Origin of the sequence: Delftia sp. CH05, assembly GCF_009827015.1 — a bacterium.
Taxonomy (GTDB): domain Bacteria; phylum Pseudomonadota; class Gammaproteobacteria; order Burkholderiales; family Burkholderiaceae_C; genus Comamonas; species Comamonas tsuruhatensis.
Genome location: NZ_WUMG01000010.1, coordinates 99,249 through 113,239, shown reverse-complemented (window position 1 = coordinate 113,239; position 13,991 = coordinate 99,249). Strand labels below are relative to the sequence as shown.

The 13,991-nt window shown below is 68.9% G+C and carries 11 protein-coding genes (1 of these 11 only partly in view); all 11 read right to left on the bottom strand.

Annotation, left to right across the window (positions count from 1 at the left end; translation table 11 throughout):
- Positions 1-237: 237 nt before the first annotated feature.
- Positions 238-777 (bottom strand): polyhydroxyalkanoate synthesis repressor PhaR, encoded by a 540-nt coding sequence (gene phaR / locus GRX31_RS10965; protein ID WP_016445296.1) that lies wholly within the window; start codon positions 775-777, stop codon positions 238-240.
- 208 nt (positions 778-985) lie between these two features.
- Positions 986-1,408 carry a hypothetical protein gene (locus GRX31_RS10960; RefSeq protein ID WP_160852617.1) on the bottom strand — a complete coding sequence of 141 codons (423 nt, stop codon included), beginning with the start codon at positions 1,406-1,408 and terminating at the stop codon, positions 986-988.
- A 54-nt stretch (positions 1,409-1,462) separates the two neighbouring features.
- Entirely contained in the window at positions 1,463-2,212 is a 750-nt protein-coding gene (locus tag GRX31_RS10955; protein WP_160852615.1) for a 4'-phosphopantetheinyl transferase superfamily protein, read from the bottom strand.
- A complete protein-coding gene (locus tag GRX31_RS10950) occupies positions 2,209-3,378 on the bottom strand; it encodes a prohibitin family protein (RefSeq protein ID WP_160852613.1) in 1,170 nt (389 codons plus the stop codon). The genes GRX31_RS10955 and GRX31_RS10950 overlap by 4 nt, the downstream gene beginning before the upstream one ends.
- A complete protein-coding gene (locus GRX31_RS10945; RefSeq protein ID WP_160852611.1) occupies positions 3,375-5,039 on the bottom strand; it encodes a cyclic peptide export ABC transporter in 1,665 nt (554 codons plus the stop codon). The genes GRX31_RS10950 and GRX31_RS10945 overlap by 4 nt, the downstream gene beginning before the upstream one ends.
- Before the next feature lie 3 nt (positions 5,040-5,042).
- Complete coding sequence (locus GRX31_RS10940) at positions 5,043-5,225, bottom strand: hypothetical protein (protein ID WP_016445291.1); 183 nt, start codon at positions 5,223-5,225, stop codon at positions 5,043-5,045.
- A 10-nt stretch (positions 5,226-5,235) separates the two neighbouring features.
- Entirely contained in the window at positions 5,236-5,802 is a 567-nt protein-coding gene (locus GRX31_RS10935; protein WP_016445290.1) for a hypothetical protein, read from the bottom strand.
- Positions 5,799-6,572: a thioesterase II family protein gene (locus GRX31_RS10930; protein WP_016445289.1), complete on the bottom strand. Its 774-nt coding sequence runs from the start codon at positions 6,570-6,572 to the stop codon at positions 5,799-5,801. The genes GRX31_RS10935 and GRX31_RS10930 overlap by 4 nt, the downstream gene beginning before the upstream one ends.
- Before the next feature lie 29 nt (positions 6,573-6,601).
- The gene (locus tag GRX31_RS10925) at positions 6,602-7,180 is read right to left on the bottom strand and encodes a YcjF family protein (RefSeq protein WP_017406161.1); all 579 of its coding nucleotides are present in this window, start codon (positions 7,178-7,180) and stop codon (positions 6,602-6,604) included.
- A gap of 223 nt (positions 7,181-7,403) precedes the next feature.
- Positions 7,404-9,008, bottom strand: coding sequence for an MBL fold metallo-hydrolase (locus GRX31_RS10920; RefSeq protein ID WP_160852609.1), 1,605 nt, complete (start codon positions 9,006-9,008; stop codon positions 7,404-7,406).
- Positions 9,001-13,991: the final stretch of a non-ribosomal peptide synthetase gene (locus tag GRX31_RS10915; protein WP_160852607.1), read on the bottom strand. It continues 5,644 nt past the right edge of the window; 4,991 of the gene's 10,635 nt are visible here — the last part of the coding sequence; its start codon lies beyond the right edge, outside the window; the stop codon is at positions 9,001-9,003. Before GRX31_RS10915 ends, GRX31_RS10920 begins: the two co-directional genes overlap by 8 nt.

Sequence of the window (13,991 nt, the reverse complement as noted above, 5' to 3'; positions counted from 1 at the left end):
CTAAGATCGTCCTGTCGATTGCTAAGGTTAATCAATCATACACCCAGTTAAAATTCGGTTAAATTGATATATTTACAATCACTCAGGGGCACCCGAGGGAGACGAAGCCCACGCGCGGAGCGGCCGCGCCGGCAGGGGTTGTCATGGTTGTTGCGTCGCTCGTGGGGGTCATAGGGGCGATATTGTCCCAGTTCTGCGCGAACTTGGTAAACCGCCCCCGAACTTATCCCTGCAAGCTCAGCTATTGCGCTTGATCCCGAGCGCGCCCAGCATCTGCTCGGTCTGCTTTTGCATCTGCTCCTGCATCTGGGCGAACATGTTCTGCGACTGCTCCATGTAGCTGCTCATCATGTTCTGCATGGCGGGCGGCTGCATGCGCATGAACTGGCTCCAGGCCTCGGGCGACGTACCCTGGGCCTGCTCGGCCAGCTTGTTCTGGAAGTCGGTGAACATCTGCACGTTCTTTTCCAGGTAGGAGCCCATGTAGCCCTGCATGGCGTGGCCGTAGAAACGGATGATGTTGGCCAGCACGGTCTCGGAGAACATGGGGGCGCCGCCCGCCTCTTCTTCCAGAATGATCTGCAGCAGGATGCTGCGCGTGAGGTCTTCGCCCGTCTTGGCGTCCTTGACCACCACGGGCTCGTTGCCCATCACCAGCTGCTTGACTTCCGTCAGCGTGATGTAGGAGGACGTGTTGGTGTCGTAGAGACGGCGGTTGGGGTATTTCTTGATCACGCGCTGTGCGCTGGGGGCGGCGGCTGTTGTCGTCTCTTGCATTGCAATGCTTCTCCTCTTGTACGTGCTTGTACGGGCAATTGATCTATTGCACTGCAACAGATTCTAGGCAGCGCCCACAGCACCCGGCGCAGCAGTAACCCTGATGGTAGCCGCGTACGACGCGCCTGCGGGCCTTGCCGCGCGCAACAGCGTCTCAAGGGCGACCTTGCCAGGCCGCAGTGCGCAGCCCGTTGCAGGTCGCGCGCCGTCAAGCCGGCAGGCGCGGGCTGGCAGGCGGCATTCCCAGGCTGGCATGCGTGGCCAGTTGCTCCAGCAAGGCCTCGCCGATGGCCCAGGTATAGGCGGCATTGATGCCTGCACAAGTCATCGGTCCGGTAAACCAGCTGGCAATGGAAGCCAGGCGCAGCACCTGCGTGCCCAGGCGCGGCGGCTCCATGGCCTGCACGAGCCCGGTGATGACCTGCACCGCAAGCTCCTGTGTGAAAGGCGCGCCGAACAGCAGGCACAGCCGCTGCGCCATGCGCAGCTGCACGGCCATGGCGACGGCCGCGCTGATCATGCCGGGAGGCGCCGCAGCGCTGGCAGCGGTCATCAGCGTGTGATTGCGGATGACTTCGCGCGCACGCAGCCGGCGCAGGCCATTGCGGGTCAAGGCTCGGGAAATGGTCATGGTTCAGCCCTCGTTTCACGCATGGTATGCACGGCGCGCCGGGATCAGCCCCGCTCAGGCCACCATCTCCAGCAGCAGCACTTGCACCTGGACTCCCGGCGCCCCCACGGCCAGCGCGCCCACATAGCCGGCCGGCACAGGCAGATCCAGCGTGGTCCAGTCCTGTGGCGCCATGCCGGCCGGAGCATGGCACAGCCAACCGGAGGCGGCAGGCCCGCAGTCCACGGCGTAGGCATCCAGCGGCAGCGACAGCCCCTGGCCCACTGCCTTGGACACTGCCTCCTTGCGCGCCCAGCAGCGCATGGCCGCACCGGGCGCCTCTTCGGCAAGGGCCTCGATGGCCCGCTTCTCCGTGGGGTGGAAACAGGCCGCAATGCCCAGGAAGTCAGGGGGTGCCTGGGCGGATTCGACGTCGATGCCTGCCGTGGTGCAGCGCGTGGCCACGGCCCAGACCTGGTTGCCGCTGTGGCTCAGGTTGCAACCCAGCCCGAAGGCCGCGAAATCGGGCCGACCAAAGGAGTTGAGTGCCAGCGGCGCCAGCGCCGGCATGCCGCCATAGGCGCTGGCCAGACGCCGCAGCAGGCTGCGCCCCGCGAGGTGGCGCAGCGCATCGCGCCCCTGCACAAAACGCGCAGCGCGCGCATGTTCGCAGGTGGCGGTATGCGCCGCCAGGGCCGGGTGAAAGACGCGCTCGAGTGTCCAGTCCAGTGTCAGCCCCAGGCAGACGGCAGAGTCCGGCGCCAGGGGTGGCAGCTCAAAATCCAGCGGCGCATGGGCCGGCACGCGCAGCCGCTGCAGTGTCACCTGGCGGCCGCGATGCCATCGCGCTGCGTTGACGGAGACGGAGACGCAGCCGCAGCAGGCGCCGGGATGGCTTCCGGCCTGGCCGTCTCGCGCCGCTGCGTGTCGGGAACCGTCGGCCGTGGCATGGCGGACGAGGCAGGCCTGGCGTCGCGCACCAGCGGTCCGGCAACGGCATCTGCAGGCGTGGAGGCATCGCCCCTGCTGGTGCCGGCGACCGGCTTGCCGGCCGTCTTGCCCTCGGGTTTGAGGCCCTCGCCACCGATGGAGATCAGCGGCAGCCCGCCCGTCTTGTCGTTGCCCATGATGACCACCTTGGCATTCTCGGAGCGCGCCAGCTCCAGGGTCGCCTCGATGCCGCGCCAGCGCAGATAGGCATCGTTCATGCCGCCACTGATGATTTCCTGGAAGTTGCGGATGCCCAGTGCCTCAACCCGCTTGCGCTCGCTCTCCTGCCCTTCCTTTTCCACCATCAGCGCGTATTGCTCGACTTCGTGGCGGGTGACGTTCTTGCGCACGATGGCATCTTCCACGCCGTCCGGCAGCACGATGCGCTTGATCAGCACGTCCTCGATCAGCACCCACTCCTGGCCAGAACGCAGTTCGGTGTTGAAGCGGTGGCGGATGTCGTAGCGCACCGACTCCGAGATCTGGTTCTGGATCTCCAGACGGTGACTGGTGTAGATATCCTCGGGGCGGTAGATGGCAATCACGTCGCGCGCACGCGCACCGATGGACTGGCCCACCAGGGTCTCGGTGTAGTCGCTGCCGATATAGCGGTGCAACTCCCCCAGGAACTCGGGCACCAGGCGGAATCGCCAGGCCAGCGTGACCTGCAGCTTCAGTCCGTCGGAGGCCAGCACCTCGTACTCGCGGTCCACGCTCTGCAGGCGGGCGTCGTAGATGTAGAGGATGTCCCAGGGCAGAATCAGGGTCGTGCCCTCGGAGCGCACCGAATCGATGTCCGTGCCGCCGCCAAAGCGCTTCCAGTGGACCCCGAGGTGGCCCGGCGGAATGGTGACGACCATGGAGGGCAGCAGAAAGACCAGCAGGACCAGCAGGACCACGGCGGCGATCAGCAGATCGTCCCCGAAAAAACGCAGCCGTGCCCACAGCCTGCGGCCCATCGCGGCCATGCCGCCATCCCGGCTTGCGGTGGTGGCGTTCATGATGCACTCCCTCGGTTGGAGACGGAGGCGATGCGCCCGTCCTCTATGTGCACGCGGCGGTCCGCGTGGTGGAAATAGCGGTCGTCATGGGTGATGGCGATGACGGTCACCCCCTTGTGCTGCAGGCGCGGCAGCAGGACCTCGTAGAACTTGGCGCGGAAATGCGGATCCTGGTCTGCCGCCCATTCGTCAAGCACCAGCACGGGGCGGCCTTCCAGCTGGGCCGCCACCAGGGCCAGGCGCTTGCGCTGTCCGGTGGACAGGCCCACGGTCGAGAAGCGCCGGCCGCCCTCTATGTGCACCTTGCTCTCGATCTCCATCTCGTCGATCAGCGCATCGGCATGTGCGCTATCGACAGGATCCAGGCCGTACAGCGTGCGAAACAGGTGGAAGTCCGAGAAGATGGCGCCGAACAGGTCGCGGTAGCCTTGCAGGCCCTGGGCATCCACGGGCTGCCCGTCCAGGACGAGGGAGCCGGAGTCCAGCGGATACAGCCCCGTCAGCATCTTGACCAGCGTAGTCTTGCCCGAACCGTTGCCGCCCGTGATGAACAAGGTCTCGCCCCGGCGGATGCTCAGGTCGACAGGCCCCACCGTGAAACGGTCGCTGCCCTCGCCTCGCGTGAAGACGGCATGGCGCAACTCGATGGTGTCGAAGCCCGCGGGTGCACTGCCCGCACGCGTACCGGCATCGGCACCCGTACCGGCGCCGGTGCCCGGAGGCTCCACGTTGTCATCCAGCAGTTTCTCGACAGCCAGCAGGTTCTCCGCAGCCGCATTGGCCACGGTGATCTGCGGCGCGGCGGAGATCACCCCCGACACCGGCCCGACAAGAAACAGCACGGCGGTCAGCACCTTGACCGTGATGGCCGCGAAGGTCGTGCTCAACACCGGCAGGATGAAGACCAGCGAGCCCAGCAGCACGAAGATCGCCGCCTGGGAGAACACGAAGTTCATGCCCAGCGTGCGCTGCGCCAGCGAACGGTAGTGGGCCGTGCGCGAGGACACGCGCACCGCATCGTCCAGCAGTTCCGCGGCGCGGCGGCTGGACAGCTTGATTTCCTTGAAGCCGCCCAGCAGCGCCTCGACCATCTCGTGCAGGGCGCCGATTTCCTCATGCGCGCGGCGCAGATCCTGACTGGCGCGCTGGCCGCGGCGGGCATATACGCGCGCGGCCAGCATCAGGACCACCACCACCAGCCCGAGCGCAGGCAGGGACAGCGTGGCGATGTAGACCGCCGTGCACAGGATCATCATCACGGCCTGCACGCCCAGGATCAGGCTGCCGGCAGTGTGCGAGACGGTCTGCGTATCGGCATTGATGGCCGTGAAGATGGCGCCATGGCCGATCTTCTCCACCCCCACCAGGCGGCTGGCGGCCAGCTTGCGGATCAGGCGGCGGCGCCATTCGTCAACGATGCGCTCGACCTCGTCGGTGGTGGTGTTGAGAACATAGCGCTGGCTGAAGATGTAGACCAGCAGCGCCAATCCGTACAGCGCCACGTACTGGGCGTTGCCGCCCGAATGCAGCTGGCTGTCCGTCGCCACCGAGTTGACCACGGCCAGGATCACCGTGCTGGAGGCGCCGGCGAGGAAAGCGACAAAGCCCAGGCGCTGCAGCGGGGTCCGCGCATCGCGGATCAGGAGTTCCGTCAGGCGCATGCGTCAGCGGCCACCCAGGCGGTCTTCGGCCTGCAGCGAGGCGAACAGCAGAAGGTAGATGAATGCCACCAGCGGCGTCAGCATGAAAGCCACGACCAGGGTACGCATCCAGCCCAGGCGGGTGCGCCGGCCGATGAAGGAAACGATCAGGCACAAAATCAGATAGATGAGAAAGGCGTTCGACATGCCCGGGCTCCTATTTCTTGTCGATGATCTTCAGGGGAATGGCGCCGTAGGCCAGCGCACGCACGTCGGCGGAGCAGTCGGCGCCGTTGGAGTAGGTGCACTCGATGACTTCGAGCTCTCCAGTCAGGTTGTCGCAGTTGCCCACATCGATGGCATTGGACAGATGGGTCAGGTCCTGCTTGCCGACCTTGAGCACATAGAAGCGGGCGATCGTGCTGCCGGCCGACTTGTCGTTGCCCTGCTTGCGGTAGCGGATGCCGGCCACCAGTTCCTCCATGGTCTGGTTGGAGGAGTTGTTCACCTGGATCTGGGGCGAGCACACGGAGCGGCGGTTCATGCCGTCGTTGGCCAGGATCACCAGGGCCTGGGGAATGGACACATAGATCTGCCCCTTGGGCCGGCGCCTCTTGACCAGTTCCTGCAGCGGCTCTTCGATCACATGGTTGCTGCTGCCCAGCCGGTGCCCCACGTCCTGGGCCCTGGCGCCCGTCGTGGTGGCGGCCAGGCCGCCCGCCATCAACGTACACAGCAGCGCGGCACGCAGCGCGCCGCTCGTCATCATCGGGAAATCGTTCATGCAGGCACCAGGCAGGCCGCTGCGCCCAGGCGCAGGCGGTCGATGTCGGCGGACAGAGTGTCCAGGAAGTCGGGAGCCGACTGGAGGAAGAAATGCCCGCCATCGAAGCAATGCAGCCGCGAGCCACCCGTGGTCATGGCGGACCATCCCGCCATCGCCAGGGGCGTGGCGAGCGTATCGGCCCGTCCCGCATAGGCCACCACGGGGCAATCCAGGAGATGCCCCGGCCCCGGTAGCGGCTGGGCCGCCAGCGCGAAGTCGGCCCGCAGCACGGGCAGCATCATGGTCCAGAAACCAGGGTCGGCATCCAGCTCGGGCGGGATGCCGCCATAGGAGCGGACCAGCTGCTGGAAGGCGCCATCATCCAGGCCAGCCGTATCGGCCACGGCCGGGCGACCGGGGGGCGCGCTGGCGGCCACCAGCAGCCCGCACGGTGGCGGCAGGCCGCGTGCGGCAAGGTGCCGGGCCAGGGCAAACGCAAGGCGCGCGCCCAGGCTGCAGCCAAAGAGCGCGTAAGGACGGTCCAGCCAGGGCGCCACTGCGTCGGCAAGGCCGGCCAGCATGGCGTCCAGGCTGACCAGCGGCCTTTCCGACAGCCGCGTTTCGTGGCCCGGGTACTGCAGCGGCGCCACGGCCACGCCTGGCAGATGGCGGCGCCAGCCCAGATAGGCCGAGGCACCGCCACCGGCGAAGGGCAGGCACAGCAGGCGCACGCCTGCATCCGCCGCACCTGCACCGAAGGCCAGCCAGGGGCAGCGGGAGGGCTGCATCGATGTCATCGCAACCGGGCAGTGCCTGCTCAGGACGCGCCGGCCTTGCCGCCGCCGACGTTCTTCTGGACGAAGGCCTTGCCCTCTTCCACCTGTTGCTTGAGCTTGCTGCTCATGTCCGAGACCTTGACATCCAGGAAGGTGCCGCCCGTCTCGAAATGCTGCATGAACAGCTTGCCGACCGCGTAGGTGGTCGCGCCCGCCAAAGTGGACTGGGCCAGCACGCCGGCGGCGATGCCTACGCCCGGGATGAACTTCAGCAGGCTGGCCAGCGGTGCCGTCACCACCAGCGGCAGGTAGCCTCCCAGCAACGCGCCCAGCAGCTTCTTGCCGGTCTCGTCCGACAGCGAATGGCCGTACAGGCGGCCCACCTTGCGCAGCAGGCTCAGTTGCACGCCGGTGAGGGCGATCAGGTCCAGGCCCGGAACCGGCAGGATGCCGATGCCCATGGCCGTGATCACGTGGTTCTTGATGGTGTGCAGGGCCTCGTTTTGCCGCTCCTGAGGGGTCAGGGGCGCATCGGCTGTGTCGGCAGAGGCCACGGCAGCATCGGCAATGGCCGTGTCGGTGGCGGGGCTCACGGTACTTTCGGCTTTTTCCACGCTCATGGGAAATCTCCAGTTGGGGAACAAGTGGCCCGGCGCACGGCGCCGGGAAGGCGGCACAGGAAGCGGAGTTCGCCCAGTGCCACGGCGGAACACAAATGTTCCAAAGTGTCACCGACACCGGAATCATTCGTGAAACACAGGTAACAGTCAACCCTGCGCGCCGCGCCCTGGCCGGGGGCGCAGGAGGGGGTCAGGGGACTGCGAACGGGGTGCATTCGGGGCCTCAGCCTTCGGCTTTTCCGTAGAGGCGCTCGGCCGGGATGCCCAGATCCTCGCAGGCGGCCAGCAGGGAGCGCACGGAGCGCATGGCGGCCGACTCCGGGTCGAACTCGATGCTGGTGATGAACGACAGCCACAGCTCCAGCCCCAGTGCATAGACGAAGACCTGCTCGCACTGCAGCACGCGCAGCAGGCCCATGGCGCGGCGGTAGTCCGAGCCGTCGAGCCGGCGCGACTGGTCGCGTGCGCGGTCCAGCGGTGTCGGCAGCAGCGGACCGTACAGCCAGCTCAGGGGTGCGCCCTCGCACTCCATGCCGATGAACAGGGCCTGCAGCGAACCCACCACGGGGCGCAGGTGCTCGTAAAGGCGAGGCTCCAGATTGTTGGAGTCCGCCGCGAACAGCAGCCGGCTGCCAGCGGCATCCACCAGCCAGGCGGCCTTGGTGCGGATGTCCAGGTCGGCATGCTCGCCCAGGAAAGGCAGGGCGGTGACCGTCAGGTCGCCCTCGCTGAAAACCTCCAGCGGGCCGATTTCCTGCACATCGGCAAAGCCCGCCGCCTGCAGTGCGAGCTTGAGCGAGGGGTCGGCAAGACTGCCTCCCCCGCCGGCTGGCACCAGAACCCGACCGATGCGCGAGCGCAGGGCCAGCAAGGTCTCCAGCTGCACATGGTCCTGGTGGTTGTGCGTCAGCGCCACGCAGTCGATGCGCTGCGGCAGGTCGGCCAGCGTGAAGCGCGGTGTCTGGCCCGCGCTGCCACCGGCAGGCACCAGGGGATCGATCAGCACGCTGCGCCCGCCTGGCGTCTCGACCAGCACGCAGGCATGGCCGAAATACCGCCAGCGCGCGCTCCCCACCGGCGCCGTGTCCGCCAAGTCCCCACCGCGCCGGGCCGGTGGCGTGCCGGTCAGCAAGGCGTGGAAGCGGTCGGCCCGCGCGCCCTCCAGCCCGAGCGACTCGGCGATGGCGTCGAAGGGGCGCGGTGCGTGCCGCAGCGCTGCCAGCATGTCGTTGGCGGGGCTGGCATACGGAATCTGCAGGGCGACCGCTCCGTCACGTTCGAGCTGCGGCGTGCCCAGGGCAAAGGGCCGCACATCGCCGCCGCGCATCACCAGCGTGCTCTGAGCCGAAGTGTCATACAGCGGGCTGCGGTAGAGCAGCGCCTCGATCAGGCGCAGGTCCGGTGCGCCGGTCAGCGAGTACACGAGCTCCGCATAGCCGCGCACCGAATCGGGAAGGCGCGGATACAGCTGCGCCATCGAATGCCCGTCGGCCTGGGTCTTGAGCAACTCCCAGCACTGCCCCAGATCGGCAGCAAACGACAGCAGCCCGGCATGGCGCTGGCGCGTCTCGTCCAGCAGGGCCTGTATGTCCCCGCGGCGCTCGGCCGGCCAGTCCATGAAGGGGCCGCCGCGCATGGCGGCATTGGCCACTGCCTGGGCATGCAGCTCGGGCGCCTCCAGATAGGACTCCATGATGCGCACGTAGCGGTTGGCCAGGTACAGGGCCGCCGTGGCGGGCGAAATCAGAAAGGACCAGGCATACCAGCCCGCGAACCGTGGCACGGCCACCACGTCCTCGCGCAGATAAAGCGGTGTTGCGTCAGCCATGTGTCTCCTCAAGCCAATAGGTCAACGGCCGGTCCTGGTCCAGCGTCTCCAGCAGGTGCGCCATGGACTCCAGCAGGGCGTCGGCCACGGCGGGAGCGACCTTGAGCGCGTCGTGCACCGCCAGCAGGCGAAAATCGTCGCCGGGCATGACTTCCAGGTTGAACGGGTGGTGCCAGGCGTCACGGATGTCCACATCGTGAAAAGCCAGGGCGGCGCTGTCGCTGCCCAGCTCGCCCAGCGGGTAGTTCTGGATGCGCAGCGCCGTGCCGAACAGGTCATCGGCAGCGGCCAGCCCGGCGGCCGATGCGATAGCCCTCGGCGCCAGCCAGGCATGACCGGACGCCTGCATGCGCCGGCGCTGCAACTGCTGGCAGGCGGCGGCAAAGCCCTGCGCCCGGTCCAGCCTCACGCGCAGCGGCGGTGTGGCCAACATGGCGCCCACCATGGCCTCGGCACCCTCGAGTTCGGCGGGACGCAGGGCCGAGGTGACGCCAAAGGCCAGGTCGTCGCGCCCCATGTGCCGCGCCAGCACCAGCGCCCACGCCAGCAGGGCCACGCTGGGCACCGACAGGCGGTGGCGGCGGGCAAAGGCAGCCACGCTGGCGCCCGTCCCGGCTGCCAGCACCCGGTGCACCTGGCGGGAACGTCCGCTGGCCACGGCTGCCTCTGCAGCAGGCCAGCGCGAGGGCGCCAGGCCCGCCAGTTCATTCTTCCAGAAGGCCTGCGCGCTGCCCGCATCCTGCGCATCCAGCCAGTCGAGGAAGCGCCGCACGTCGGGCGCTGGAGTGTCGGGCGCCGCCGCGCCGGGCAAGCGGCCCGCATAAACGGCCTGCACATCGGCCATCAAAATCGGCATCGACCAGCCATCGACCAGCAGGTGATGGTAGGTCCAGCAAAAGCGCCAGCCGCCGTCCGGCATGCGGGCGAGCGCAAAGCGCATCAGCGGGGCGCTGGCAAGATCGAAGCCGCGCGCCTGCTCGATCTCGCGCAGCGCATCGTATGCGACCTGTGCATCGGCGGGTGTCCAGGCAGACCAGTCCTCGGTGCGCCAGGGCGCGGCGGTGAGGCTGTCGTCCACATGCTGGCGCCCCGACCCGTCTGCTGCGTCCACAGAGAAACAGGCGCGCAGCGCCGCATGGCGAGCCACGGCGGCGTTCCAGGCAGCCATGAAAGCGGGCACATCCAGCGTCGCAGGCAGGCTGGCCCCCAGTTGCACCACATAGGCGGACGATCCCGGGCAGGCCAGGGCGTGGGCCAGCATGGCGTCCTGTTGCGGCCCCAGGCCATGCGAGGGCAAGGCTGGCGCGCGCAAGGACGGGCTGGCCTGTGCGCCGCCTGCCTGTACAGGACCGGCTTGCCGCGCACTGGCCGCCGCGTGCACCAGCCAGGCCTGCATGTCGGCGGCCAGCGCCGCAATCCAGCCTTCCTCCAGGTCCCGGGGATCGTAGGTGAGATCCAGCGCCAGCCGCCCGTCCGCCACCATGGCATTGACTTCCAGCGGGAAGGCACGCGGCGTGCTCGCCGCGAAGCCCGGGCCGTCGCGCTCCGGCGCCGGGCGCAGGCCCTCGCCTTCGGGCCAGGCCGTATCCCATTGCCCCAGGTAGTTGAAGGCGATGCCGGGCGGGGCCTGCGCGGCCAGGGCCTGGCGCACGGCCGGCTCGGGCGAAAGCTGGCTGAGCACGCCGTAGCCGAAGCCGCGCCGCGGCATGGCGCGCAGCGCCTCACGCACGGCCGCAAGAGCAGACAGCGCGGACGGGCCCGCAGCGCCGTCCGCAGGCGGGGCATCGGGCAACGACCGTGGCAGGGGCAGTGCCAGGGGTGCCAGCGCCGTGAACCACCCTACGGTGGAGCCCACCTCCAGGCCTTCAAGCACCACATCGCGGCCATGCGACTCCAGCGCCACACCGATGCAGCGGCCCTGGACGCGACCGGCCAGGGCCGAGGCCAGCGCCGCCAGCAGCAGCTCCTGCATGGAGGCACCATGGGCCCGTGGCGCCTCGCGCAGCAAGGCGCCAGTCTCGTCCACGGACAACTGCACGCCGAGGGTGACGGCTTCGCCCACCGTGGAGGCCGCCCCGGCGCCACGCGCCAGCGGCAGGCAGGCGTCGCCTGACTGGGCCAGCCAGTACGGCAGCTCGGCACGCGCCGACTGCGATGCGGCATGGCGCGACACGGCTGCCGCCCAATGGCTGAAGGACGCGCCGGGCGGCCTGGCAATGCGGCCAAGGCGGCAGGCCTCGGCCAGATCGTCCAGCAGTACGCGCCAGGACACGGCGTCGATGGCCAGGTGGTGCACGACCAGGTGCAGGCGTGCCTGTGCCTCTGGCTGTGCATGAGTTGGCGCCTCCTCCTGGCCAGGGGGAAGGTACAGAGCCGCGTGCATCAGCGGGCCCGCCTGCAGGTCCAGCCGCTCCTGGTTGGCCACGGCGGCGGTCTGCAGCCGCTCGCGCCAGGCGGCCGGCGTTTCGCCAGGCGGCGATGCCACCACCTGCAGCAGCGGGACCGCAGGCGGCACAAGGCCATCGGCCAGCGTCTGCACCCAGCCGCCGTCCTCCCGGCGATAGCGCAGGCGCAGCGCATCATGGCGCTGCAGCAGCAGCGCCAGCGCGGCCTGCAGCCGCCCGGGCGCCAGGTCGGCAGGCACGGTCAACAGGAAACTCTGGTTGTAGTGCTGGCGCTGCGGAGCCTCCAGCGCCAGGAACCAGCGCTGGATGGGCGTGAGCGGCACGCGGCCATCGCCTGCAACGTCCTCGGTGGCGTGGGGCTGCACCATCGGCCCTCCGTCCTGACCCAGCAGCGCCACGAGAGCAGCCACCGTCTGCGAGGCCGGGTCCATCAGTTGCGCCAGCGTGATGGCCAGCCCCTGCCGGTTGGCCCGCGCAACCACCTGGATGGCAAGAATGGAGTCCCCGCCCAGCTCGAAAAAGCTCTGGTGCGGCCCCACCTCGGCAACGCCCAGCACCTGGGCCCAGACCGCCGCCAGCCGTGCGCAGGCGTCGCCTGCAGCGGCGTCGGCGTCGGCGGCAGGCGCTGGCGACGACGGCCGGGCCGGCTGCGCCGCCAGTTGCCGGCCCAGTGCCTGGCGGTCGATCTTGCCGCTGTGGGTGAGCGGGAGCTGGTTCAGCTCCACGAAATAGGCGGGAACCATGTGCGCAGGCAGGCGGGGCGCCAGGTACGCGCGCAACGCCTCGGCGCCGACGGGGTGCGCGGCCCCCACACAGGCCGTCAGCCGGTGGTCGGCCTCGCCGTGCGCGATGACCAGCACCGCTGCGGCCTCCACACCCGGGTGGGTGGCCAGCGCGGCCTCGATTTCGCCCAGCTCGATGCGCAGGCCGCGCAGCTTGACCTGGTGGTCGTTGCGGCCTGCAAAGTGCACGCGCCCATCGGCCAGGCGCCAGCCCCGGTCGCCCGTGCGGTACAGCCGCTCGCCGGGGTCGCCGAACGGATCCTGCACAAAGCTGGCCGCCGTCAGCCCGGGACGCCCCAGGTAGCCCCGCGCCAGCCCTGCACCGCCGATGTACAGCTCCCCCGGCGCCCCCGGGGGCAGCAGGCGCATGTCCTCGTCCAGCACATGCAGCTGCATGTTCGGCAGCGGCCGTCCAATGGGCAGCCGGTCGGCGCGTTGCACGCCCTCCTGCACGCTGACAGCCACCGAAGCTTCGGTCGGACCATAGGCATTGAAAAAGCGCCGGCCCACCGACCACCGCAGCGCCAACTCCGGTGCACAGGCCTCGCCGGCCACCACCAGCAGGCGCAGCGCATCAAGCGAGGCCGCATCCAGGGTGAACAGCACCGTGGGCGGCAGCGTTGCGGCGGTGATGCCATGGCGCCGCACAAAGGCCTGCAGCTGCGGCCCGGCCCTTGCCATGTCCGGGGCAGGCACCAGCAGCGCCGCCCCATGGCGCCAGGCCATGATCATCTCCCAGATGGAGGCGTCAAAGGACAGCGAGGCGAACTGCAGCACGCGATCGCTTCCATCCAGCGCGAACACGCGCTGCTGGGCATGGGCCAGGGCGCGCATGCCCGCCCGCGTGTTGACCACGCCCTTGGGCGTGCCCGTGGAGCCGGACGTATAGATCACATAGGCAGAGGACGAGGCCTGCGGTTGGGCAAGCACAGTGGCCTGGGCAGCCTCGTCTGGCGACAGGGTGCCGAACAACTGCTCCGGCGTGAGGCAGCGCAAACCCAGTTCCTCCGCCACGGGCAGCGCGGCATCGGCCAGCACCAGCACTGCGCCGCTGTCCTCCAGCATGAAGCGCTGGCGCTGCGCCGGCAGCGCAGGGTCGATGGGCACAAAGGCTGCGCCCGCGCGCAGGATTGCGGCAATTGCCGCCAGGCAGACGGGCGAGCGGCCCAGGCACAGGGCCACACGGGTTTCTGGCCCTGCACCCAGGGCAGACAGCGAGCAGGCCGCCTGGCGCGACAGCCTCGCCAGTTGCGCATAGTCCATGCGGCCGTGCGGCCCTTCCAGGGCCGTGGCGCCGGGCGTGTGCTGCGCCCAGTGGTCGATCCAGTCCACCAGAAAGCGCTCGTCCATGGCCTCGACAGGGCCGGTGCCGGCCTCCAGGGCATCGCGCGCCTGCTCGGGCGAGAGCTGCAGCAGCGAGCCCAGTGCCTGACCGGGCTGCGCCGCCATGGCGGCAAGCAGCGCATCGAGGTGCGACAGCAGGCGGCGCGCTGCCGCAGCCGGCACCTGCTCGCGGTCGCGGTGCAGTGCCAGGCGCCATCCGTGCGCGCCTTGCATGCAGGCCAGGGTGAGCAGGAAGTTCGTGCGCTCATGGCTGGCGACTGCGGCCAGGCACAGACCTCCGGCCTGCAGCGCATCGGGCGCAGGATAGTTCTGCACCAGAACCAGGGACTGGAACAGATCGCAGCCTGGCTCCAGTTCCGAGGCCTGGCGGATTTCCGCCAGCGATGCGGCCGCATGCTGCTCGCGCTCCAGATGGTCCTGCTGCAGCGCGGACAGCCACGAGAGCAGCGGCA

Bases quoted from the DNA above. Each gene is read 5' to 3' on its own strand.
- phaR (WP_016445296.1), bottom strand. From the start codon at position 777: ATGCAAGAGACGACAACAGCCGCCGCCCCCAGCGCACAGCGCGTGATC.
- GRX31_RS10960 (WP_160852617.1), bottom strand. From the start codon at position 1,408: ATGACCATTTCCCGAGCCTTGACCCGCAATGGCCTGCGCCGGCTGCGT.
- GRX31_RS10950 (WP_160852613.1), bottom strand. From the start codon at position 3,378: ATGAACGCCACCACCGCAAGCCGGGATGGCGGCATGGCCGCGATGGGC.
- GRX31_RS10945 (WP_160852611.1), bottom strand. From the start codon at position 5,039: ATGCGCCTGACGGAACTCCTGATCCGCGATGCGCGGACCCCGCTGCAG.
- GRX31_RS10940 (WP_016445291.1), bottom strand. From the start codon at position 5,225: ATGTCGAACGCCTTTCTCATCTATCTGATTTTGTGCCTGATCGTTTCC.
- GRX31_RS10935 (WP_016445290.1), bottom strand. From the start codon at position 5,802: ATGAACGATTTCCCGATGATGACGAGCGGCGCGCTGCGTGCCGCGCTG.
- GRX31_RS10930 (WP_016445289.1), bottom strand. From the start codon at position 6,572: ATGCAGCCCTCCCGCTGCCCCTGGCTGGCCTTCGGTGCAGGTGCGGCG.
- GRX31_RS10925 (WP_017406161.1), bottom strand. From the start codon at position 7,180: ATGAGCGTGGAAAAAGCCGAAAGTACCGTGAGCCCCGCCACCGACACG.
- GRX31_RS10920 (WP_160852609.1), bottom strand. From the start codon at position 9,008: ATGGCTGACGCAACACCGCTTTATCTGCGCGAGGACGTGGTGGCCGTG.